Source organism: Polaribacter sp. M10, from assembly GCF_054968445.1.
This window is the reverse complement of record NZ_JBSSBG010000021.1, coordinates 33,647-58,850: the sequence shown is the minus strand read 5'-3', so window position 1 is coordinate 58,850 and position 25,204 is coordinate 33,647. Positions and strand designations below refer to the sequence as shown.

The window sequence follows — 25,204 nt, the reverse complement described above, 5'->3', positions numbered from 1 at the left end:
ATTATAGGAAACTGTCCAGACTTGTTAGGCTTCTTTCTAAGAATAATATTGGTTGAAGTAGACATATTATTTTTTTTTGCAAAAATAACTCAAAATAAATATAGGTACAACATAGGTACAACATTTTCTGGTTTTGAATGGTTTGTGATGAATTTATATGTTACTTTTACCTTGTATTATATGAGTAAATCAAACCATTTCAGATCATTTTGATTCAAAATGCGCTGGATTCAAAATCCAGTTCTTTCGGGAGTGTGGGTTCGATTCCCACCTTGAGTACTAAAAAACCCTGTAAGTCAACTGAATTACAGGGTTTTATAAATTCAAATTATATATATTAATCTTGGGTTTTAAATGTATAAATGGTACTTAAAGCTGTATTATTACCATCCGAAGTTTCTATATGCCAGTAGTAAATACTACTAGAATCAACAGGAACTACAATGCTATTTGTAGTAATGTTTTTCCATTCTTCTAAAGGTTCTTGTTTTCCATCTATTTTATCAATAAAAACGGTATAGGTAATACTGTCTTCATCTGGGTCAGAACTTTCATCCCATTCTAAAGTTACAGTTCCAGCATCAGGAGTAACGGTTACACCAGACTTAGGACTTGTTAATTGTACAGGAAATGGAGCAAAATTAGATTCGCCATCACCTGAAAGATAAAATTTCCAAGTATCTGATTTTGTAACAATATTTCCTGTGTTTTTTGTGGTAATATTCCAAGAATATGGGTAACCTCTTTCTAATAAAACAGTAGCTGTTGTGTTGTCTAAATTAAAATTAGGGTTAATTTCTTCAGTTATTAAATTTGTGATTGTTAAATCGTAAACTTCTGTTTCACTAGCCGATTGCCAATTAAATGTAACTGTGGCTCTATCGTCTATTATTTCACCAATTTCGCAAGCTTGATTATTTTCTGGAGCCAGTAAAACACTTACTTCAGGTGTTCCTGTAAATACTAATTCTTCATTATTATTACAAGAAGCTAATACCATGAAAGCTGTAATTGTTAAAAAAAATAGGATTTTAAATTTATATTGTTTTGGTTTCATATTATTTTGTTTTTACAATTTTAATTGATTTTTTAACTGTTTTTCCATTTATTTGAATGTGATAAACACCAGTGCTTAAGTTGCTAAAATCGATATCTATAATTCTATTATCAGATAATTTTTTGCTTGATGTTTGTATTTGTCTTCCATTTAAATCTAAAACTGTATATATTACGTTAGTATCTAATCCGTTTACGTAAATTTTTACATTGTTTTTTGTTGGATTTGGAAAAGCTGAAATATCTTCTGATATAAATATGTTTTCGGAAAACTTACCTTGGCAATCGTAATCTGTAGTTACTTTTATAGTATTATTACCAGTTTCTAAAGCTAACTTAATAACAGAGTTGTTAGTGTTGATTATTTTACCATTGTGATTAATTCTATAACTGGTAGCCCCAGATAAAGAAATTAAAGCAGTTTTAGTGTTTCTGTTTACTTTAGCATAAGCACTCAGTGGTGTTGGGCCTTGTACTGAAATGTTATAGCATTGGTTAAAGTTATCTTTACCATCTATAGTAAGACATATTTGATATATACCTGCTGGTAAATTTTCTATTGATGTGTTGCTGTTAAAGCTTTCTGATCTGTTTATTCCATTTCCAGAAATTGAAGCATTAAAAGTATAAATTGTGTTTTTAGAGTTTACAGTAATAGAACCATCACCTGCGCCATTACAACTTACAGCTACTGTTTCTATAGTAAAATTATCAGTTGGAAGTTCTATTAACTCACAACCAAAAATATCTATCGTAACTCCTGCTGTAGTAGATGGGCATTTATCATCGCTATCTAATAAACCATCTCCATCACTATCTTCACAAACATCACCAATACCATCATTATCAAAATCTGCTTGGTCAGGATTGTATGAAGTAGGGCAGTTGTCATTTACATCAAGAATACCATCAAAATCTGAATCTTCATTGGCATTTAAATCAGAGATTGGATCCCAATCATCATTACCTTTAGTAAAATTAAAAGTTGTAATTTCTTTACCATCAGCTAAGGTTGGTGTTGTTAAAATTGTAGACCAAGAAGCTCTGTTTCCTGAGTTATTTACTCCTGATTCTTCAATAGTTTCATACTCATACATTAGTGGAGATTCTCCTCCTAAAGAGCTTGTCCATCCTTCTGGATTTATTAATGATAATCCTTCTGAACCTGGATAAGTTGATTTATCTACGGTAGTTTTGTAAAAAACAACTTCACTTGTATTTGCAGCCCAAGGACGACCAAAATATCCTGGTTTTGCTCCAAAAGTAGATGCAGTTTCTACACCAGCAATAGGTGATTTTACATGGCATTCGAACATTAAAAAACCTCTTTCACCAGAATTTTGTTGTGCAGCTGTTATATAGGCAGCATCTGAAGAGTAATCGCTTGTATTAAATACAAAGTCTGTTTTGTAAAAAACCGCGTTCATTCCTCCAAAAATATAATCTACAGCTCCCATCATAACTCCTTTATAAACCACAACTCTTGCAGGTGCAGCCCCATAAAAAGAGTCTTGACGCCCTATAACTCTACAGTTTTTTAAAATAACTTTGTCTGCACTTGCAGCAATACCAATTGCAGCTGCTTGTGTTACATATCCTGCACTTCTATCTTGTACACTTGTATTTCCATAATCTGTAGGTCTTGTTGGTTCTGCAGATGGATTTTTAGCCAATACTACATCTTCTGATTCTTTTTTAGAAATGTATTGGTTAAACGAATTTTCTAGAATAATATTTTCAGCTTTAAAACCAGTAGATTTTACTACTACAGTTGCATTCCAATAAGAAGATCCAGAACCAGTACCTTCTCTGTTTATATATTCTGTATATCCATTTTCTCTATTTATAGCTAGCGCTTCTGCACTCCATTTGTTGTCTACTCCTTGACTAAAGAAATTGTATTTCTGACCATAATAAGATGTAATTCTAACAGCATTATTTTCAATATCTACACCTTTATTTAAAATACCAATACTTGGGATAGTAGCTGCATTTTTTAAGGTAATATTTGGATTTTCAATTACTAACATTTCTTCGTAGTTACCTGGATCTATTAATACAGTTACTGGCTCGTTATCTGCACGATCCATATAGCTTATTGCTTTTAAAGCAGCATTAATAGTAGTATAATCTTTGTTCTCTCCAACAGTTATTGTAGCTTTATAAGCTGTTACAGGAACTGTTTTTATAGAAACAAAATATGAAGTGCTTGCCACAGCAATGGTAACATTGCCATCTGTAGTACCAGGATAAAGGTATTCTGTAACTAAATTAGAACTTGTACTATTAGAAGTATTTGTTATTGGTGCTCCACCATCAATTGTATAATTTGATGCATAGTAATCTGATATGATCACTTTATCACCAACACTAACAGGAATACGTATTGTTGCTCCTGATCCTGCATTTAAATCTCCACTATTACCTCTAACATTTACACTACCCGTAAATAAAAGACCTTTGTAAGCTGTTGCTCCAGAAATAGTTCTATCATTAAAAACCCATTCTGTTACAGGGTTAAAAGTTAATTCTTTAGTTACGTCTGTTCCTGCAATCGTTAAGTTTGATGTAATTGCCAACTCTACAGCATATTCATCTAAACCATCTTCGTAAGCAACTGAATATTCACCATCTCTTAAGGTTATTGTTGATACATCTGAAAAAGTATAGCTATATCCATCTTCATTTAAGTTTGTGAATGTTAAGCTTAATTTTCCTAATTGAGCATCATTTAAATTTGCGGCATTAATTGTTACATTATAGACTGGCTTAGGAGTAAAGTCTATGTCTGTAGTCTGATCTCCAGTAATGGTGATTTTATTTGATAAAATTTCATAATCATTTACTCCTTCTGCAGTAATAGTATATTCTACATCAGCTTCTAAACTAACACTGTAAGTTGCGTTGGTTTTATCAATTATTACATTTGGGCTATATACTTTATTTGCTGCTGGATCTGGAGTGTAATCTATTGTAAGATTGCTTAAATCTGATAATCCAGTAATTGACCCAGTAATATTAAACAAAGTTACTTGTAGTACCTCTACATCATAAGTTGTAGAATCTTCTGTTATATCTATTGTATCTCCATTACCAATTAAATATCCATTGGCACCACCTACACTAAGAGTATAACTATATTCTGCTGGTAAATCAACACTATAGGTACCACTAGTAACTACTGCTGAAAACGTTTTTCCTGCTTGGTTTGTAAAATCTATTGAATAACCATTTGGTAATCCAGGAGCATTTGTTACATCTACAATACCAGTTAAAGTTATATAGTTAGCACTTTTTTTAATTACTCTGTAAACACTCATTTTATCATTTGGAGAAAAGAATTTATAATCTCCTGCAGATTTAGCAACAAATTTTGCTTCAACTATTTCTCCTGAGCCTACTGAAATGAATTCATCTTGAAGACTTGGGTCAGTAGCATTTTGAAACTGAAAATTGTTAGTGTTTCCATCTTGACTTGTAACTACAAAAGTAACTTCATCATCTTCGTTTAATGTTATTGTAAAAAATCGGCTATCAGAACGACTATTACTATAGATTCTGCCTGTATAATCAGAAGAACCTACATTTTCATCATAACGTGTTAAGTTGGTATTGCTTGTTCTTAAACGATCGCTAGTACTACTTGAACTTGTCCAAGTTAATGCTCCTTCTGTAAAGGTTGATGGTACATTTACGCCAGAAGAACCAGATGCTATACCTGTATACCAAGCATTAATTTTATTTTCATTAAGCATATTGTTGAATAGCACTGCGTCTAACTGTTCTGCTCCAAAGTCCCAAACTTCTGTATCTGCTGTTGCAGTACCATTTAACAAGCCTTCTATTTTAACATTTGCAAGTCCAAATTGCTTTGCTTCTTGCAAGCCATATAAATACAATCTTAATGTACTTTTACCTGTACCAGCCGCAATTCCTAACCCACTAACATCAAAACTTAAAGAAGAGTAAGCACCTGTGTTATCTCTGGCTGTAGCTTGTGCGGTTACTACATTTGTAGTTCCGTTTTCATTTATCCATTCAATATCTAGTTTACCATTACCAGTTCCAAATCTTTGAGCATCAAGTGTAATTAAAGTAGGCATAAAAGATAAACCAGAGATTGGTTCTATGGTAAAATCTACAGCACTTTCAGGACCAGCTGCATCGAGTTTTCCATTGGTTTCCCAACAAGTAAATGTTTCTCCATTTACAGTTCTTGTTCCTATAGCTCCACCTCCATTATCTACTAAAGAAGTAAAAAACAAGTTGCTACCAGTAGAAACACTAGCGGGTTTAAAATATAAATCGGTATTTATTAAGTAATCTGCTGATTGGTTGTCTGAACCTTCGTCTAATTCCCAGGTTATGCCAGAAGTAGTATCTACAAGTGCGGTTTGCGCATGTATTGTAATTGCGAATGCAAATATTGCAAATAACAATAGTATATTTTTTTTCATGTTTAAATATTTAGTTTAAAAATTATTCTTCAACAAGGTAATCGATTACAATATTGTATAAAAAATAGAGTTCATTTATACAATAGTTTTAATTACATCTTTAGCTTTTATTGAATCCATTTATGAGCTAGGATAAACATATCCATTATTTTGCCCCAAATTTTTGTTTGTGCATTTTGTGTTAAATTAATTGTAGCAAGGAATAGCGCTACATAAAGTAGTTTTTTTTTCATGTTTATTAGTTTAATAGTTAATTAATGTAATCGATTACAATGTTAGTCATTTTTTTTTGAATTTCAAAGAAAAATATTTTGTTAAACCTCAAATAATGAACTGTATAATGTTTTTTTACAAACTATTTACGTAACTTTTGTGATAAATTCTACTTGTAAATGAAATGTTCAAAAGAGCGTTTATTAAGGGACTATTCGTATTAAAAGTTGGCCTAAAAAGTGAAGTGAATAAAATTTTACTTGCCCAATTAATTTCAGTTCTTTCAATGATTTCTATTGATTTTATTTGGGTTTTAATTAAGTTTTAAAAAATTATATTTAGGCCTTAAAATTTAGGTTTTGAATAGTAATGTATCAGTATAGCACAGGATAGTTTTTTAATAGCATTTAAATATTTTTCGAAATTATTTCTAACCCGAAATTTTTTATTTTTTCCATTTCCCAATTATTCCGAACTATGTTTTATTTACATAAATTTTTAAAAAAACTAAATATCAACTTAAATGATTTATTGTCTAAGATTAAGAATATAAGCTGTTTTGCAATTATTATGTTTTTATTTATAGGTTGCAAAAGCATAGAAATTGAAAAGAATAAAAAAAGTTTTACAGTTTCTAATCAGGTTGAGGAAATTCCTATTTATGTTGATAAAAATGTAGACGATTTAATTCTATGGGCTGTTAATGAATTGGCTACAGATATTAAAAGTGTTACTGGTAAAAAACCTAAAATTATTAAAACTACAACTATAGGTTCTGGTAAAGGTATTTACATTGGGCAGAGTAAGGATCTTTTGTTTAAATCTACCAATTCTAAAGATTTTTTTAGCTCTAACTGGGAAACGTTTTCTATTAAAAATCAAAAGAAATATTTAACAATAATTGGTAGTGATGTAAGAGGAACTGTTTATGGTGTTTTTGAATTATCTAAGCAATTAGGGATATCTCCATGGCAATGGTGGGCAGATGTACACCCTGAAAAAAAAGAAAAATTACATGTTAATTTGCCAGAAAATGGAATTATACAATCTCCATCAGTGCAATATAGAGGTGTTTTTTTAAATGATGAAGATTGGGGGTTACAACCTTGGGCAGCCAAAACTTTTGAGCCCAAAACAGGAGACATTGGACCAAAAACATATGAAAAAATATTTCAGTTACTTTTAAGACTTAAAGCTAATACGATTTGGCCTGCAATGCACCCATCTACCAAAGGTTTTTTTACTATTGAAGGTAATAAAGATGTGGCTGAAAAATATCATATTCTTATAGGAACATCACATGCAGAGCCTATGCTTAGAAATAATGTTGATGAATGGGATAAAAAAGTATATGGAGCGTACAACTACTTTACAAATAGTGATAAAATAAAAGAATATTGGAAAGCTAGAATAGAAGAGGTAAAAAATGGAAATGGAATTTTTACTTTAGGTATGCGAGGAATTCACGATTCTGGAATGGAAGGTAATGCATCTAAAGAAGAGAAAAAGGAAATTTTAGAAACGATTATTAAAGATCAGCGCAAAATTTTATCAAACACAATTCAAAAACCAATTATTGATATTCCACAAGTTTTTATTCCTTACAAAGAAGTTCTAGACGTTTATAATGATGGATTATCAGTTCCTGAAGATATTACTTTAATGTGGACAGATGATAATTATGGGTATATAAGAAGATACAGTACAAAAGAAGAGCAAATAAGAAATGGTGGTGGTGGAGTTTATTATCATTTAAGTTATTGGGGAAGACCACATGACTATTTATGGCTGAGCTCTACACAGCCAGGTTTAATTTGGTATGAAATGACGAGAGCATATCAAAATGGAGCTAAGAAAATGTGGATTGCTAATGTTGGTGATATAAAACCTTTAGAATACAATATGGAATTCTTTCTTGATTTAGCTTGGGATATTAATAGCATTAAAGAAAATACAATAAAAGATCACTTAAAAAAATGGGCTTCTCGTGAATTTGGAAATCAAATTTCAGATGACTTGAGTATAAGTATGAATGAGTATTACAGGCTTGCTTTAATTAGAAAACCAGAATTTATGGGTTGGGGACAAACAGAACCAACAACTCCTAATAACCTCTCTGATTTTACTACTGAAGAAGTAGAAAGAAGAATAAAATATTACACAACTTTAATGCAGAAAGTTGATAGTTTAAGTCAATATGTTTCAAAACAACGTAAATCAGCTTGGTTTCAACTAGTTGAATATCCTGTTAAAACGGCTGGTTTTATGAATCATAAATTTATGTACTTACAATTGGCAAAAGAGGCAGATAATAGTTTAAAGAAAAAGGAATATTATAACCTCTCTATGAATGCTTATAGAAAAATTAAAGAATTTACAAAGGTTTATAATACAGGTATAAGTAATGGAAAATGGAATCACATAATGTCTATGTCTCCAAGAAATCTTCCTGTTTTTAGTCCTCCAATTATAAATAATAAAGTTCAACAAACAAAAAGAAGTGTTAATAAAGCTTTAGTAAAACCAATTAACATTCAGGCCAATGAATTCATTGAGAAAAGAGATGATGAAAAATATAAGTGGAAGGTAGTAGAAGGTTTAGGGTATAGTAATTCTTCAATCACATTATTTCCTTTTACATCAAAAAAATTTGAGAATAATCAACCTTACGTATCCTATTCGTTTAATATAGAAAAAGTAGGGTTGTACGAGTTAGAAATTAGAGTATTGCCTACGCATTCTAATAATTTTGATCATGAAATTACCGTTGAAATTGATTCTAATTATAAGAAGAAGTTTTCGATTAATACAAAAGGAAGAAGTAAAACTTGGAAAGAAAATGTACTAAGAAATAGTGCAATAGTAAAACACTCTTTTCAAATTGATAAGGTAGGGAAACACAACATTAAAATTCTAGTAAACCAAACAGGTATTGTAATAGATCAGCTATCAATTCAGCCAGAAGGACAGCCAAACAGATATGAAATACCGAATTAAAAAGTTTATCTAAAACCTTTAAAAGGTTATTATTACGTTTTGTACTTTTATTAATAGTATATTACATGAGTGTTACCTGCTATGCACATATAAATGTCTAAGTTGCTATTAGATATCGTATTGCTAAAATATAGATGAACTATAGATAGTTTTTTTACTTTACAATTCTATAAACCTCTGCACCCGCTAATAGAAAACAACCTAAGCCATAATCTTCAAAATCTGGTACTTTGTTATAAGATAGAGGTTGCCCGTCTTTAGGTTCTTTTCCAGTAGATTGTAAATAACCTAAAAAACCATTTGGATGTAAACTTTCGGTAACCATGGCATTCCAAGCTTTCTCAATTATTGGTAAATATTTAGTACGATCTAAAATACCATTGTTTACACCATAAGCCATACCATAAACAAATAGGGCAGTACCAGATGTTTCTTTACCTCCAAAGTGGTTGGAATCGTGCAAACTTACATTCCAAAATCCGTCTTTTCTTTGAATAGGAACTAAAGCTTTAGACATTGCTTTTAAATCTTTTATATATTGCTCTCTATGTGGTGCATTTTCTGGCATAATAGATAAAACTTTTGCCAATGCAGCAATTACCCAGCCATTTCCTCTACTCCAATAAGCATCTTCTCCATTTGGTTCTGTATATGGTGGATCAAAATCTGCATCACGCCACCAAAGACCGTCTTTTGGATTATACAAACCATTATCTCCATGTTTATTTCTGGTATACATGTACATTTCGTACATTTTTTCGTAGTAGCGATTATCGTTTTCTAAGACACCTAATTTAGCAAAAACAGGCATTCCCATTTGTAAAGCATCAATCCAAGACCAATCGTCTAATTGAGGTGTATTTAATAACATATTAATACACGATTTTGTATTTTTAAGCTTTTCTGGATTGGGTTCTAAATTGTACAAATCTATATATGTTTGTGCAGCACAATAATCATCTGCATTTCTATTAGCATTACCATATCTAAAGCCCCAATCATGAAATTCTGCCCAATCATAAGCATAATTATAATAAGCTTCTTTTGGGTATATTTCATAAAGTGCCATTAACCCTTCATAATATACACTTCGAGTCCAAATATTACTTGGTCTTTCTTTATTTGTAACAATTGTTTTGCCTACATCTTGCCATTTGTTCATAAAATAGTCATTGGCGAGTTGCATATTTTTTAAAATATTTTTTTTATCCGAAATTTGAGAAAAAGAGGGGTTATAGCAGAGTATAGTTAGGTAAAAAATAAGGGCAATTTTTTTCATTTTATAAAATTTATATTTAAAGTTAGTCTTTTTGTAAAGGGATTAGTTTTACAGGACCTAAAATGCCAGAAGGCATAGGGTTCCATTTGGTAGCATTAAATGTTTTGTAATCTTTGTCTACCATATTTATTTCATAGAAATTTTTCCACTCTTCACCTCTTAGTTCTTTTGCTCTAATTCGGTTAGCAGATAAGTTGGTAATTTCTATAGTTAGTGTATTAATACCATCATTTAGTTGTTTAATATATATATCAAAAGGATTAGACCATAAGCCGCCAATATAATTTCCGTTTAACCAAATTTTAGCACTTTCTCTAACATCACCTAGTTGAAGTAACCATGTTTTAATATTAACTTCAGGATTCTTAAATGTTAATTCATATTTGGCAGTTCCTGAAAAATGCTCAGCATCTTTACTTAAATTTGTCCAAGATTCTAATTGATTTATGACTGTAGGTTCAGGTAACTTAGGGCCGCCTTTTAGAAATTCAATTTTCCAAGTACCATCTAAGCTATAACCATTACCGGCCATTTTATAATAGTTCCAATTGTAATATTTCTCTTTATTTTCTGTAGTTAGAAACAGACTTTCTCCAGATTTTATTTGTACCCTAACATAAGTATTAATATCATTATTATATGTTTCAGCCTTGCCATATGTATTTGTGTTTGGATTATAAATATTTATGTTTTGGCTATTGATATTTACTGGGATATATTGGTCTATGTATTTTGAAGTATGGTTTACAAGATAATATATTTTGTTTTCACCTTTAATTCTTTTGATGAATTTTAAACCAGTTTCTACTAATTTTTCAGGGATTACGTTTGCTGTATTTAAATCTTTATAAATATCTTTTGAAGTGTGTAACTTATCTTTATTTGAAGCTAACAATTGCTCTAACTCAATATTTTTTTGTTTGTAATTTTTAAAACCAGGTACTGATTTAGGAAGTTCTTCAAAAATAATATTGGCACCAGCTTCTTTTAAAACTAGTAATTTTTTTAAAGTAGTTAAAGGCATATATTTACAAGTTGGAATTACAAGAGATTTGTAAGTTCCTCCTGGAAGAATAATGTTACCATTATTATAGCTCGCTTTTTCAATAAATCTGTCTGAAATAAAATCGAGCGTATAACCTTTTGATAGTAAGTTTTTTGTGGTATTGTAGAAAGGTTGGTTAGTTAACCACTCTTCTAAAGAATGTATTTTAAATTGAAAAAACAAACTACCTTTTAGATGCGAATTCCAAACATCATAAATTGGCCAGTACAATAAAATATCATTATCTGGTTTTCCAGATTGTAGTATGTTTTGGCAATTTTCTATGTATGAAAAAAGCTGATTTTCATCTTCTCCAATAGATAAGTTTGGATTAAAATTAACCGAAGCATAAAATTTCCAACCAGGCCATACAGCACGTTTAGGAGAATACGTTGTGCCGTGTAAAAAGATATGATTTATACCATTTAAAAATAAATCTTCAACCTCTGGTTTTGTTTGCGATAGTGCTGTTTTAAAATGATCTCTAAGCCATGTAAACGTTTCAGAAGACGTTAGAGGCTTACCAGCAATATGAGCTGCTGAAGATGAAAATTTAAGCATTACTGGGTCTGCATCACCTTCTCTAATATCTTCTTTTTCGCGCCTTAAACCAGCAATTTCGTAAGGCATAGAGCCAAATGTTTCGCATTCAGGGATATCCGCAGAAGCATAAAGATCTATTAAATTACCTGGCGATCCGTGTGCTTGTAATCTAGATTTAAAATTATTTTTATGCGCCCAAGCTGTCCAGGGTTTATCAAAATCTTTAAGCAATAAATCCGATAAGGTTTCTCTGTAATCACTTTTTACTCTAAAGTTTTCTTCAGTTTCTTTTTCGCTAAGTGCTAAAGGTAAATAAGGTTTTAAATCGTAACCTCTCAATGTTTTAAAAGCATTAAAAAAGTCTGGTGTAAAATTTGTTTGATAAACCTCGTAGCTATCATTAAACACAGATCTAATTTTACCATCAAAATTTTTAAATGCTTTATTAAAAGGTTTTAAATAAACATTTAGTGCTTTTTTAGAATAATGATCTACTGTTAGTCCTTTTCCTCCAGGAGCAGCACGTTTTACTTGCTGTCTTGTTTTACCTGTAAAAACAGTATAAATAGTATATTCTGAATCGTTTGCAGTAAATGTAAAGCTATTCTTTTCTACGGTTTTAGTTAAGTCTTTATATGAACCGTTTTTTCCGTAAGCTAAAACACAATTTAAAGTTGCTGTTTCTATATCTTTAGGGTTATCTACAACAATATCAATTTTAGAAGTTTGTCCTTTTTTAACGGTATATTTTTGAGTTATTAATTTAGTAGCTGCAAATTGAGTAGTTATTTGCGGACCACCATAAGGCCAACCAGTACCTAGCGTTAAATCTACACCCATTTCTAAGCTATCTGCTACTTTAGTGGTGTAACTTAACATAGCCATCCATTTAGGAGATAAATAATCAATAAAATTAGCTTCTTCTCCTTTAACGCCATAAATAGGTGCAATTTCAACACCTCCAATACCGACGTTTTTTAATGCTATTAGATTCTGTTTTATATTCATAGAATCTACAGAACTTCCCATCCACCACCAACGAGTCCATGGTTTTTTTTGAGATTTTAATAAAGCAGTTTTATTCTCACTTAAGTGTTCAATATCTTTTGGTTTTGAACAATTTTGGCTCAATAACCCTAAAAATAGGAATGCTATAAGTATCCTTTTTTGCATTTTGTTTTCTTATTTTTTAATATCTACAGCATAAATTTGAGAGTTACCTTCAAAATTTGCTCTAAATATGATCTGATTTCCGTCTGGAGAAAAATGTACATTTGGTTCTAAATCGTAATCATGATTTTTCATGTTTACTAATTTGGTTGATTTTAGTTGATCTCCACTAGGCGTAAAATGATAAATCCACATCCCGTCTTTAGCTTTGGCTACTTGTCTTGAATCCCCTCCATCACCAGCAAATGATTTTCCGTCTGGTGATATATTGTAGTGAATAGACCATTCATTTCTTTTTAACTTGTAGCGTGTTATTGTTTCAGATTTTAAATTTTTTCCTGCTAAATAGAAAGAAACACCTCTTGGTATTTGTAAATCATACCATATAGTTTTACCATCAGGACTAAAAAATTCATGTCCGGCTATCTCCCAATCGATGCTTCTTTTGTGTATAATTTTATTTTTTTTAGAATCGATATTAATATTCCAAATACGATCTACTTTATGCCAAGGACCTTCGTGACAGTACATTAAGTTTTTAGAATCTGTTGTAGAAAATTGTATGTGATTTAACCACGCATTTTCAGAGTAGATATTTGATAACTCTTTTGTTCCTATATTTATTGTTATTAAACTCCTTTTTAATTTAGCCTCGTATATTTTATCAAAGTAACCAGTTTTCTTTGGGTTCTTCTTTAAAATATCATTTTCTTTTTTAGTTATTAAAGCACCTGCTAAAAGTGTTTCATCTGCGTTGATTGTAGAAATAGATCCAATAACATCATCTTTAAAAGTATAAATAAATTCAGTTTTATGAGTATCAATATGAGTAGAAAAAACACTGTCTTTTACTGTATAATAAATTTTTCTGGTTTTTGTACCCAAAATCTCGCCACGTTTAGCTCCTTTTGTAAAGGTTATTTGTTGAGTTTTTTTGCTAGTTAAATCTATAGTATAATATTGATAATCTTTACCTTTTTTCCTATTACAAAAAATCATTAAATAACTTTTACCATCTTTTGATTTAATAAACGGATTGTTATGAAAATAAAAACTTTTATTACTTCCTTTTAAGTTAACTAATTTTTCAACTTTATACCCTGTTGAAAGGTCAATCCAAACTTTTTTAAGAGAACTCTTTTTACTTGTTTCCATTTTTGGAATGCTACTTTGAGACCTACAAGGGTAACTTATTAAAATGATAAAAATAAAAAATAGTTTATTTTTTAGCATAAAACTTTCTGAAATGTTATTAAAACAATTTTTTTACTAGTAAAACGGATATAAATTTTAGAATAATCGATTACTCAAAAATGACGATTTTCTTTACTGTAGGCATCCTGCACTTACCTGTCATGTATGTTTATTAATAAGTTTTACATATCAATAAGTTACTTGGTTTGAGCTTGATTTAGATTATTATTAAGTTGAATTTACTAGGATAAGACCCTAAAAATTAACAATGAAATGGTTTTATCAGTTTAAGCATTTATGTTGATTAATGTTTAAAAAGTAAAATTCTAAATTTCAACAAAATACCTGTAAAAATAAATGATAGAAGCCTTAAAAATTAAATGTTTGTACTTTAGTATAAGACCTTTGATTAAATATTAAATAGTATTATTATTTATTAATTGAACAAGGTGTTTAAGCACTATCAAACCTTAAATCATAAAGTTTTATTCAGCATAGCGCAGGATACTAAAATTAGTTAGGAATAATATATTTGAGTTTTTACTGAAATATAGAATTATATTTATGAAATATAACTTGTTAATTATGGGTGTTTTAATATCTAATATAATGTTGGCCCAAACATATACAGGTAACTATGAAAGGGTAATTTCGCAAAAAGAAAATACGATTACTTTAAAGACTGAAAAATCTATAGTTAAAATTGAATTTTGTACTCCATCAGTGGTAAGAGTAAGAACTGTGTGGAATGGCAAGTTTGAAGCGAACGAACCTTGGATGGTAACAAATTATAAATGGAATAAAGTGTCATTTATATTAGAAAACAAAAAAAGAGTTTTAAATATCAGTACAGCAAGTTTAGATGTAAAAATTCAAAAAAAACCTTTTGCAATACAGTTTTATGATAAGGAAGGTGTTTTGTTATCTTCAGATACAAATAAAGCATATTTTACAGATAATGGTGCTGTAGAGGTAAATAAAGTTTTACAACCCGATGAACATTTTTTTGGATTTGGTGAGCGCATGGATTTTTTAGATAGAAGAGGAAAACAAGTAAAACTGGATGTTGGCAGAGGTATAGGTTTACCACATATAGTTGGAGCCTATAATGTTTTAGAAGCAAATTATTGTCCGGTGCCGTTTTTTATGAGTACAAAAGGATATGGTGTATTTTTGCATAATTCTAACCCATCAACTTGGGATATGGGTTACAGCGATTTAAAAATGTATAGCTTTTCTGCAGAAGGTGGCGAGTTAGATTATTACTTTATATATGGTCCAAATTTCACAAAAATTTTAGATAGTTATACCTCTATAACTGGTAAATCTCCTTTACTGCCAAAGTATGCACTTGGTTTACAAGTTGGAACTTACAGTGGTGGAACATGGGGTCATGAAGAGAAAACATCAACAGATTATGTGGTTAACCTAGCTAAAAAGTTTAGAGATTTACAAATTCCTTTAGATGTATTACATCTAGATTCTACATGGCGAATTTTTGGAGAAAATGGTGGTAAAGGTGCAACTTCTTTTGAATGGAGAGAAACGTTTATAAACCCTGAAAAAATGTTTAAAGATTTATATGCTTTAAATATAAATATGGTGGGGGTACATTTAAGACCACGTTTTGATAATGGTAAAAACCTACGTTTGCTAGATGAAGCACAAGCAAAAGGATTTGTATATCCTGAGGATGATAACCCAGGGGAATTTGTAAATTTCTTTGATAGTAAAGCTGTAGATTGGTGGTTTGAAAATGGAGTAAAACGTATTGCAAATCAAGGTGCTATGTTTCTTAAAACAGATGAAGGTAGTGCCTTTGGTAGAAAAGCAAATGAAAGTAATAAGACAGGACCAAAAGGTAAAGAAATTAAATCTTTACACAATGTATTTCCTTTAGCCTATGCAAAAGCAGCATATGAAAAATTTGAAGAATTTAACGGAATTAGAGGAATGAATAATACTAGAGAGGGTTTTGCAGGCATACAACGTTATCCTTTTATTTTTGCAGGCGATTGGCCAAGTGAATGGCAATATTTTGAGCCTGTAATAAAAGCTGGGTTAAACATAGGACTTTCTGGTGTTAGTAATTGGGCACACTGCATGGGTGGTTTTGAGCACGTTGCAGACCCAGAATTGTATATTAGATGGACGCAGTTTGGTTTAATGAGCCCTATTGCACATTTATTTGGAATGGAACACCCGAATTATAAAGAACCTTGGAATTATGGCGAAGAAGCAGTTCAAATATTTAAAAAATACGATGATTTACGTTACAGCTTAATTCCATATTTATACAGTCATTCTTATCAAAACCATACCACAGGAACACCGTTAATGCGTGCATTAGTTTTAAATTATCAAAACGATGAAAACGTATATCAAATAACAGACCAATATTTGCTTGGCAAAAGTTTAATGATTTGTCCGGTTACAGAAAAAGGCGCAAAAACTAGAGTTGTTTATTTACCAGAAGGAATATGGACCGATTATTGGACCGAAAAAACATATACAGGTAAAAAATATTATAACATTCTTTGTCCTTTAAACAAATTACCCATTTTTATAAAACAAGGAGCCATTATTCCAACACAAGAACCAATCCAATATGTAGGCGAAAAAGAAATTAACAAGTTAACTTTAGATGTTTATGCAAACGCATCTAACACGTTTACTATTTATAATGATGATGGTAAAACGCTAAAATATAAACAAGGAAATTACAATACAACTTTTGTAAAATCTGAAGTTTCTATTTCAGAAATTAATTTTAAGATTAATAAAACAAAAGGAGAATTTAATGGAAATAAAATAAATTACGTTGTAAAATTTCACCTTACAAAAAAACCAACTTCAGTAACAATTAATAATCAAAAAATTAATATCACAAATATTTATAAAGATGGAATACTGATTGTTTCTCCAAAGGAATCAAATAGAAAAAACATCATCATAAATATTAAAAAGTAAATTTTTATAAATTATTAAAAGTAGTAAAAAATTACCTCTTTTTAATTAATTTACTTTTATGCTACATGTCCTGGTAAATAAAAAAAGAGAAGAAGTATTTTAGTAAAAAATCTAATATCGTAGTAATTATTGCAGTTTTTTGTAATACTGTTGGTTAAAAAGGTTCTGAAACAAACACACCAAACATAGGCGTATAAGAAACTATGTAGGTAAAAACGAAAAATATATATTATGATTAATTTTACTAGAAACGCATTTAAGATGCAGTTAAAACCAGGGTTTACAGCAGAATATAAGAAAAGACATGATGAAATTTGGCCAGAATTAAGTAAGTTGCTTTCAGAATCTGGTATACAAGATTATACTATTTTTCTAGACGAAGAAACCTTAACTTTATTTGCTGTTCAAAAGTTAGCAAAAAATTTTAATCATCAACTTTTACCAAATCATCCTTTAATACAAAATTGGTGGAAATATATGTCAGATATTATGGAAACGAATAAAGATAATTCGCCAAAAACAAATACTTTAAAAGAAGTTTTTCATTTAGAATAAAATTAACGTATTCAAGTATTTAAGCTTTATAAAGACAATTTTAATCTAGGTTTTGCATGTAAACTTTTATAATAAGAGTAGATTACTTGTTAAAGGGTTAGATAACTGAGAATTTAAGTTGGTTTTGATAAATAAATTTATAGAAGATAAAACGTTGATTTATCTTGCTTTTAACTACATTTTTAAAAATTAGTAACGCTTTATGTTTAATACATAATTGGTATAATATATTGTTAAGAAAGCAAAATGTAAATTAAAACGGTTAAGAAAATTAAAATATAACCTGCTGGTTTTACATAAGACCAAGATTTTTCTTCTGTACTTTCTTCCTTGTATGTTATTTGTTCTTTTGATGGATAAAAGTGAGATACTAAAAACATTATTATAAAATTTAGAACAAATTCTATTCCCCATAAATGAACAAAATGTATGTCTAGATTCAATATAAATGTTGATAAAATATAGAATACAAAACCAAAGAAAAGGCCCACTTTAGCACCTAAAGTGTTTATTTGTTTAAAAAATATACCCGCAATAATTATAGATGAAATTGGTATAAAAAATATACCATTTAATTGTTGTAATAATTGGTATAGACCATCAGAAGCATAAGCAACCATGGGTGCAACAGCAATAGAAATTAGAGCTAAAACAACAGAAGAAATTTTACCATATTTAACCAATTTAGAATCCGAAGCATTTTTATCAATTATTTTTTTATAGATGTCTAGACAGAAAATTGTACTTGCAGAATTTAACACGCTATTAAATGTACTTAATACAGCACCTAAAATAACTGCCGCAAAAAAGCCATACAAATAGGTTGGTAATACTTTTTTAACTAAAAGCGGATAAATTAAATCTGGTGTTTTATAATATTGGTCTTGAAAATAATAATAAGCTATAAGCCCTGGTAACACAATAATTGCAGGTACAAATAACTTTAAAACTCCGGTATAAATTAAACCTTTCTGTGCTTCTACCAAATTTTTAGCACCAAATGCTCTTTGTATAATTGTTTGGTTCATTCCCCAGAAATACAACTGATTTATCATTAAGCCTGTAAATAATACAGAAAATGGTAATACAGAGTCTGGTTTTCCAATAATATCAAATTTTTCGGGTGCAAAATTGTAAACCGTTGTTAAACCGCTAAACATATCTCCTTCTCCTATTTGATAAAGTGCAATAATTGGTATTAATAAACCACCTATCATTAAACCCAGTCCGTTTAAAGAATCTGAATACGCAACAGCTTTTAATCCTCCAAAAATTGCGTAAAGCGATCCAATAATTCCTATAACTAAAACCGTATAAATTGAAGATTGTTCTTTAGATATGTTAAACATCAAAGAAAAATCGAAAACACTTTCAATATTAATAGCCCCAGAATACAATACAATAGGCAACAAGGTAACCACAAATGAAGACATTAATAAAAATGCTACCAAAGATCTTATAGTACCGTCAAAACGTTTTTCTAAAAACTCTGGAATTGTTGTTAACCCCATCTTTATAAATTTAGGGATAAAGAAAATAGCAGCAATAACTAATGCTATTGCTGATGTAACTTCCCAAGCTATTATAATAATTCCGTTTTTATAAGAACTACCATTCATACCAATTAAATGTTCGGTAGAAATGTTGGTTAGTATCATTGAACCAGCAATAACTGGCCCTGTTAAACTTTTGCCTGCTAAAAAATAACCTTTAGTAGTTGTAAACTTGTCTTTTCGAAGTTTATAAGTTGTGTAAAGAATAACGAATAAAGTAAATCCGAAAAAGCCTATATAAGTAAATAACATTGTAAAGGTTGGTTTTGTTTTTATTAAAAGTGTAATTTATTTGGTAAATATTTTTTAACTAACGCTTCGTAATAAGGTCTTAAAGCATCTGCATCTGGTTTTACAGGAGCTTTAGTATACAAATCATACGGATTAAATTTCTTTACCCATTCAAACATTTCAATATCTTTTTCATTCATTAAATGCAAATACGCTTCTTCTCTGTGCTGAGCATAAAAAGAATGGTAACGAATAATATATAATGCAGGTTCTGGTAAATAATCTTTCATTATTTGATACAAATACTCATCATGACCCCAACTCATTTTTACATTGTCAAGACCACAATTAGGAGAATAAACTCCGTATTTTGTATTGTATTTTTTGTTGTTAGAATCTGGATTTGCTGCAAAAAACTCCGGATATACTATTTTATCCGAAAACTTACATCCCACAGGAAAAGTATCTCCAACAACTGCCCATTGTGGTTCGCCAAACAAGCATAAAACCTTACCCATATCATGAATAAACCCCGTTAAAACAAACCAATCTGGATGCCCATCTGCTCTAATTGCTTCAGATGTTTGCAATAAGTGTTGAAACTGATCTAAATCGATATCTGGGTCGCTATCATCTACTAAAGTGTTTAAAAAATCAATAGCTTCCCATAAAGACAATTCTTTTTTATCAAACTTTAAAAACTCTTTTTCCTTTTTACAAACAAAATCGTAGGTCTGAAATTCATGGTTTATTCTATAAAATTCTCTTACAGTTTCTAATCTTTCAGAATCTACATAGTTCCTAAACTCTTCTTTTTCTTTAATTGGAGTTTCTGGGTTTGGATAACGATGCTTTAAATTTTCTTCCCAATCGTCAATATTATCCATTGGGTTAGAAGTCTTATTATTAGTCAGTTTTTCCATGATTTAAGTTTTAAATGTTAATAGTCTAGTACTATCAAAAATAGAACTCATCCTTTAGAATTACATGGATTATAAATTCAAAAATATGGATTGAATGATAAATTATGTGTTTTTTTATTTTTTTAATAAAATTCCATGCTTTTGAATAAAATATCCATAACTAAATATCTTAATACCCTTAATTTTAACAAAAGATTATAACTAAATTTTTAACTAAACAAATTAGAATGAAAAAACTTAAACTTTTATTATTAGCCATGTCGCTATGTTTTTCGTCGATGTCTTGGGCACAAGACAATATCTCTGGTATTGTAAAAGATGCTTCAGACAATCCTTTACCAGGTGTAAACATTTTGGTAAAAGGAACTACTGTAGGTAGTTCTACAGATTTTGATGGAAATTACAAGATTAAGGCTAAGCAAGGAGATATACTTATGTTTTCATACATGGGTTATAAAACTTTAGAGGTAACATATAAAGGAGGTAAAACTTTAAATGTTACTCTAGAAGAAGATGCAGCATTATTAGATGAGGTTGTTATTATTGGATACGGGTCTGTAAAGAAAAGCGATTTAACAGGATCTGTGGCTCAGGTTAGTTCTAAAGATATACAACGAGCTAATAAAGTTGATGCTGTATCTGCACTTCAAGGTCAAGCACCTGGTGTTGTAATTCAGCGTACAGATAATAAGCCTGGTTCTGGTGGTTTTAATATTCGTATTCGTGGTGCAAGTACAATTAATACTAATGATAGTGGAGGTTTTAACCCTGGGCAAAATCCATTATTTATTGTAGACGGAATTTTTGTAGATGATATTTCTTTTTTAAATCCTGCAGATATTAGTAATATGAACATCCTTAAAGATGCTTCTGCTACTGCTGTATATGGTTCTAGAGGAAGTAATGGTGTTGTTTTAATAGAAACAAAACGAGGTAAAAGCGGAAAATTAAAGGTAGATTATAGTAATTACGTTGGTTTTAAACAAGCATATCACTTGCCTCCAATATTTAATACAGAAGGTTATATACAATTAGTAACCGATGCTGCAGTAGGTGGTCAATTTGCGGCAGGTAACACCAATTATAGAGCAAGTGATGTAGATTTAACAGATGGAATCTTTGATGCTGAAGAGCTGCAAAATATTGCTGATGGTGTAGATACAGATTGGGTAGATCTTATGCTTAAAAATGGTTTTCAAACAAATCATACTATAGGATTAAGTGGAGGTAATGAATCAACAACTTATTCTGCTGGTTTAGCATATACTTTAGATGAAGGAAATGCTGAAGGTGAAGATTATACGAGATATAATATTAGAGGAAGTTTAAATAGCGATCTTAATGATTGGCTAAATGTAAGTGTGAGTAATTATATTACAACAGCAATTCAAAATCAAGGTAGTTTTGAAGGTTTTAGAAGTGCTTATAGATTAAAACCAATAGGACGCCCTTATAATGAAGATGGATCTTTACGTTTTTTTCCAACAAATAAAGAAACTCAAATTACTAACCCTTTATTTGAAGCAGGAGGAGAAATTAGAGAAAATAAATTTTTACAATATATAGGTGATATTGCTGTAAAATTAAATCCTATTGAAAACTTAACAATTACTTCTAAATTTTCTCCAAATATTAAATATACAAGATATGGTGAGTACCGATCATTATACACAAAAAGTGTTAGTGGAAACCCTGCAAATAGAAGAGCGCAAGTAAATAATTATAATTACTTCTCGTATTCTTGGGATAATATTTTTAATTACAAATATAATAAAGGAGATCATGCGCTAGATGTTACTGCTGTAATTTCAAGATTTTTAGAACGTAGCGAAGGATATTATAATCAAGTTAGAAACTTTTCTACAGATGATTTCTTATTTTATAATATTGGTGCAGGTCTAGATATTAGAAATGTTTCTAGTAGTTTTTCTAAACAAACTTTAGAATCTTATACAGGAAGAGTAAACTATACATTAATGGATAAGTACCTGTTTACAGTAACAGGGCGTTACGATGGTGCTTCTATATTAGCAGAAGATAATAAATGGGCGTTTTTCCCATCTGCAGCGTTTGCTTGGAAAATGATGGATGAAGATTTTATGCAAAATCAACAAACGTTTTCTAATGCTAAATTAAGATTAAGTTACGGGCAAACAGGTAATAATGGTCAAGGAGGAGGTTTAGGGCCTTTAGCTTCTCAATCATTATTGGGTGCTAGCGCTACTAATTTAGGAGACACTTCTGTGTCTACTGCTTATGTAACAGGTATTGCTAATAAAGATCTTTCTTGGGAAAGAACAACAGAAATAAATGTTGGTTTTGATTTTGGTTTTATAGACAACAGAATTAGTGGGTCTATTGATGTGTATAACAGAAAAAATACAGATATTATTTTTGGTAAAGACTTGCCTGCTGTTACTGGTTTTTCTAGAATATTTGAAAACATCGGAGAGTCTACAAACAAAGGAGTAGAGATTGCTTTAAATACCGTTAATATAAATAAAGGAGATTTTAAATGGACAACTAATTTTAATTTTGCGTCTAACAAGAACGAACTTATAAAATTAAATGGAGATCAAGATATCTTTTTTAATGTAGGAGGAACCAATCTTATCCATAGAGTAGGAGAGCCAATTGGTGCTATTTATGATTATGAGTTTGCAGGTATCTGGCAGTTAGATGAAGAAGCTGAGGCTGCATCATATGGGCAGTTACCAGGTCAAGTAAAAGTTACAGATTTAGACAATAGTGGAGATATTACACCTGCTGACAGAAAAGTAATTGGTCAAGTAACTCCAAAATGGACAGGAGGTCTTACAAGTACTATAAATTATAAAAACTTCGATTTCACAGTTTTTATAAGTACAAGCCAAGGTGCTAAAATGAGAAGTAACTTCCATGCTAATTATGCTTGGGGGTGGAGTAGCCAGCCTCAAAGAACATTTAATGGTTATGATACAGAATATTGGACACCAGAAAACCCAACCAATGCATATCACCAACCAGGTAATGCAGGTCCTTACGGTTATACTATTCAATATAAAGATGTATCATTTACCAAAGTTGGTTTTATAACACTTGGTTATAAGTTGCCATCTACAATTTTAGATAAGCTTAAAATTAGTAATTTAAGAGTCTACACTACAGTACAAAACCCTTTTATTATTACAGATTACGATGGATGGGATCCTGAAAATGCCGGAAGAAACCAATGGGGTGCAGCGTATATGTCACGTACATTTATGACAGGTGTTAATTTAAGCTTTTAACCAATCATTAAATTTAATAAAAATGAAAAATATCAATTATAAAATAATTTTAATACTCCTTTTTATAGGGGTAGTTCATACGAGCTGTGAAAGTTTCTTAGATGAAGAAAATAGATCGTCTTTAACGATAGAGACAGCAATTGAAAAACCTGAAACTTTCGAACAGTTAGTAGCATCGGTTTATGAAAGATCTAGAGAGGCAACTACAAGGTATGCTCCAGATATGTATTACATGTTAGAAGACTTAGGAACCGATATTGTAACCAGAGGTTCTGCAATTGCTGGCGTTAATGATATTAATGATTATGTAAATTTTAATCCTTTAAATTGGGTTGTACAAGTATATTGGTCTAACCAATATGGTATAATATCAGCCGCTAATATTGTTATAGATAATGCAGATTTAATTCAAGGTTTAGATGCTGAAACAAAAACAATAGGTATAGCTGAAGCTAAGTTTTTTAGAGCAATGTCTTATTTTAATCTAACAGAAAACTTTGGAGAGGTGCCTTTAGTTCTTAATCAAGTTTCAAGTGCAGATATAGATTATACAAGAGCTGCTGAAGAGGCTGTTTACACACAAATAGTTTCAGACCTTCAAGATGCTTTAGTAGGTGTGCCAACAACTGCAAGTGAATACGGACGCGTAACTAAGGACGCAGTAAGACATTTAATGTCTAAAGTATTATTAACAAGAGGTTATAAGCCTTTTAGCTCTGGTACAGATTTTACAGATGCAGCAACATTAGCAGAAACAGTGATTGCAAATCATCCTTTAGTGCCTTCTTTTGCTAGTTTGGTGGATATTGGTAATCAAAGAAATTCTGAAGTTGTTTTTTCATACTTATTTGGAACTAATTCAGTAAGTAGAGGTTGGGGTAATTCTAGACACATGTTGTACCAATTTAGATTTTTTGATTACCCTGGTTTAACTAGAACTTTAAAAGGTTTAGACCCAATGCCTACGCCATTCTTTTACAGTCTTTTTGATGATGCTGATGAAAGAGCAGAGGCTACATTTACTAGAGAAATATATGCAACTGAAGATTATACAGGTAAAAATGGAGAAGCAGTATCAGCAGGAGAATTAGCAATATTGTTACCAAAAACAGCCTGGACTCAAGCAGAAATAGATGCAGTACCATATGCGGTAATTAATCCAGGAACTTATTTTACCAGCGATGGAATTACGCCAGTACACTACCCACCATTTGTAAAATTTGAAGACCCAACAGTACCTTTTACACAACCAGATCAATCTTCTCAAGGAGAGAGAGACATGGTTATTATGAGGTCTGGTGAAGCTTATCTAATTGCAGCAGAAGCTCGTTTTAAGGCATCTGAATCAGGAGCAGCTGCAGCACATCTTACAACGTTAAGATCTAGAGCTGGTTTAACAGCACCTGTTGTAGCCGGAGATGTAGACCTAGATTTTATTCTTGATGAAAGAGCTAGAGAATTAGCAGGAGAGGTTAACAGATGGATGGATTTAAAAAGAACTGGAAAATTAATAGAAAGAACCTTAATGCATAATCCGCATGCAGCATTTAATAATGCGCTTAAAACTAAACATTTGTTAAGACCAATTCCACAAAGAGAAATTGATATTACAGGCGGTAGTATTACACAAAATCCAGATTATAATTAATAAAATATATAGAATTAGTTAATTTGAAGTTGATTGTTTGTTTAAATATAGGCAGGCTTGTAAGATTGCCTGCTTATATTTTTCTTTAAAATAATTAATAC

At 30.6% G+C, this 25,204-nt stretch carries 12 protein-coding genes; 5 read left to right on the top strand and 7 right to left on the bottom strand.

What is annotated here, in order from left to right; translation table 11 throughout:
• Positions 1-337: 337 nt before the first annotated feature.
• Both ACWYN7_RS15165 and ACWYN7_RS15160 read right to left on the bottom strand, forming a co-directional pair.
• The gene (locus ACWYN7_RS15165) at positions 338-1,057 is read right to left on the bottom strand and encodes a hypothetical protein (protein ID WP_462860816.1); all 720 of its coding nucleotides are present in this window, start codon (positions 1,055-1,057) and stop codon (positions 338-340) included.
• 1 nt (position 1,058) lies between these two features.
• The gene (locus ACWYN7_RS15160; protein WP_462860815.1) at positions 1,059-5,513 is read right to left on the bottom strand and encodes a pectinesterase family protein; all 4,455 of its coding nucleotides are present in this window, start codon (positions 5,511-5,513) and stop codon (positions 1,059-1,061) included.
• Between the two features lie 783 nt (positions 5,514-6,296).
• On the opposite strand from ACWYN7_RS15160, the gene ACWYN7_RS15155 reads away from it, so the two are divergent.
• Positions 6,297-8,723, top strand: coding sequence for a glycosyl hydrolase 115 family protein (locus ACWYN7_RS15155; protein ID WP_462860814.1), 2,427 nt, complete (start codon positions 6,297-6,299; stop codon positions 8,721-8,723).
• Positions 8,724-8,877: 154 nt separating this feature from the next.
• Here ACWYN7_RS15155 and ACWYN7_RS15150 read toward each other — a convergent pair whose 3' ends face one another.
• The 3 genes from ACWYN7_RS15150 to ACWYN7_RS15140 form a co-directional block, all read right to left on the bottom strand.
• Positions 8,878-9,909, bottom strand: a complete 1,032-nt coding sequence (locus ACWYN7_RS15150) for a glycoside hydrolase family 88/105 protein (RefSeq protein WP_462860812.1) — start codon at positions 9,907-9,909, stop codon at positions 8,878-8,880.
• A 115-nt stretch (positions 9,910-10,024) separates the two neighbouring features.
• Complete coding sequence (locus tag ACWYN7_RS15145) at positions 10,025-12,763, bottom strand: glycosyl hydrolase (protein WP_462860811.1); 2,739 nt, start codon at positions 12,761-12,763, stop codon at positions 10,025-10,027.
• A gap of 9 nt (positions 12,764-12,772) precedes the next feature.
• Positions 12,773-13,915 carry an oligogalacturonate lyase family protein gene (locus ACWYN7_RS15140; RefSeq protein WP_462860810.1) on the bottom strand — a complete coding sequence of 381 codons (1,143 nt, stop codon included), beginning with the start codon at positions 13,913-13,915 and terminating at the stop codon, positions 12,773-12,775.
• A 603-nt stretch (positions 13,916-14,518) separates the two neighbouring features.
• On the opposite strand from ACWYN7_RS15140, the gene ACWYN7_RS15135 reads away from it, so the two are divergent.
• Both ACWYN7_RS15135 and rhaM read left to right on the top strand, forming a co-directional pair.
• Positions 14,519-16,924 carry a glycoside hydrolase family 31 protein gene (locus ACWYN7_RS15135; protein WP_462860809.1) on the top strand — a complete coding sequence of 802 codons (2,406 nt, stop codon included), beginning with the start codon at positions 14,519-14,521 and terminating at the stop codon, positions 16,922-16,924.
• 231 nt (positions 16,925-17,155) lie between these two features.
• Complete coding sequence (rhaM, locus tag ACWYN7_RS15130; RefSeq protein ID WP_462860808.1) at positions 17,156-17,479, top strand: L-rhamnose mutarotase; 324 nt, start codon at positions 17,156-17,158, stop codon at positions 17,477-17,479.
• 233 nt (positions 17,480-17,712) lie between these two features.
• Here rhaM and ACWYN7_RS15125 read toward each other — a convergent pair whose 3' ends face one another.
• Together ACWYN7_RS15125 and ACWYN7_RS15120 are read right to left on the bottom strand one after the other, a co-directional pair.
• Positions 17,713-19,284: a solute:sodium symporter family transporter gene (locus ACWYN7_RS15125; RefSeq protein ID WP_462860807.1), complete on the bottom strand. Its 1,572-nt coding sequence runs from the start codon at positions 19,282-19,284 to the stop codon at positions 17,713-17,715.
• A 23-nt stretch (positions 19,285-19,307) separates the two neighbouring features.
• Positions 19,308-20,186 (bottom strand): inositol oxygenase family protein, encoded by an 879-nt coding sequence (locus tag ACWYN7_RS15120; protein ID WP_462860806.1) that lies wholly within the window; start codon positions 20,184-20,186, stop codon positions 19,308-19,310.
• A gap of 227 nt (positions 20,187-20,413) precedes the next feature.
• Between ACWYN7_RS15120 and ACWYN7_RS15115 the strand changes: the two genes are divergently transcribed.
• Complete coding sequence (locus tag ACWYN7_RS15115) at positions 20,414-23,455, top strand: SusC/RagA family TonB-linked outer membrane protein (RefSeq protein ID WP_462860805.1); 3,042 nt, start codon at positions 20,414-20,416, stop codon at positions 23,453-23,455.
• 22 nt (positions 23,456-23,477) lie between these two features.
• Positions 23,478-25,103, top strand: a complete 1,626-nt coding sequence (locus ACWYN7_RS15110; RefSeq protein ID WP_462860804.1) for a RagB/SusD family nutrient uptake outer membrane protein — start codon at positions 23,478-23,480, stop codon at positions 25,101-25,103.
• The last annotated feature ends 101 nt before the right edge of the window (positions 25,104-25,204 follow it).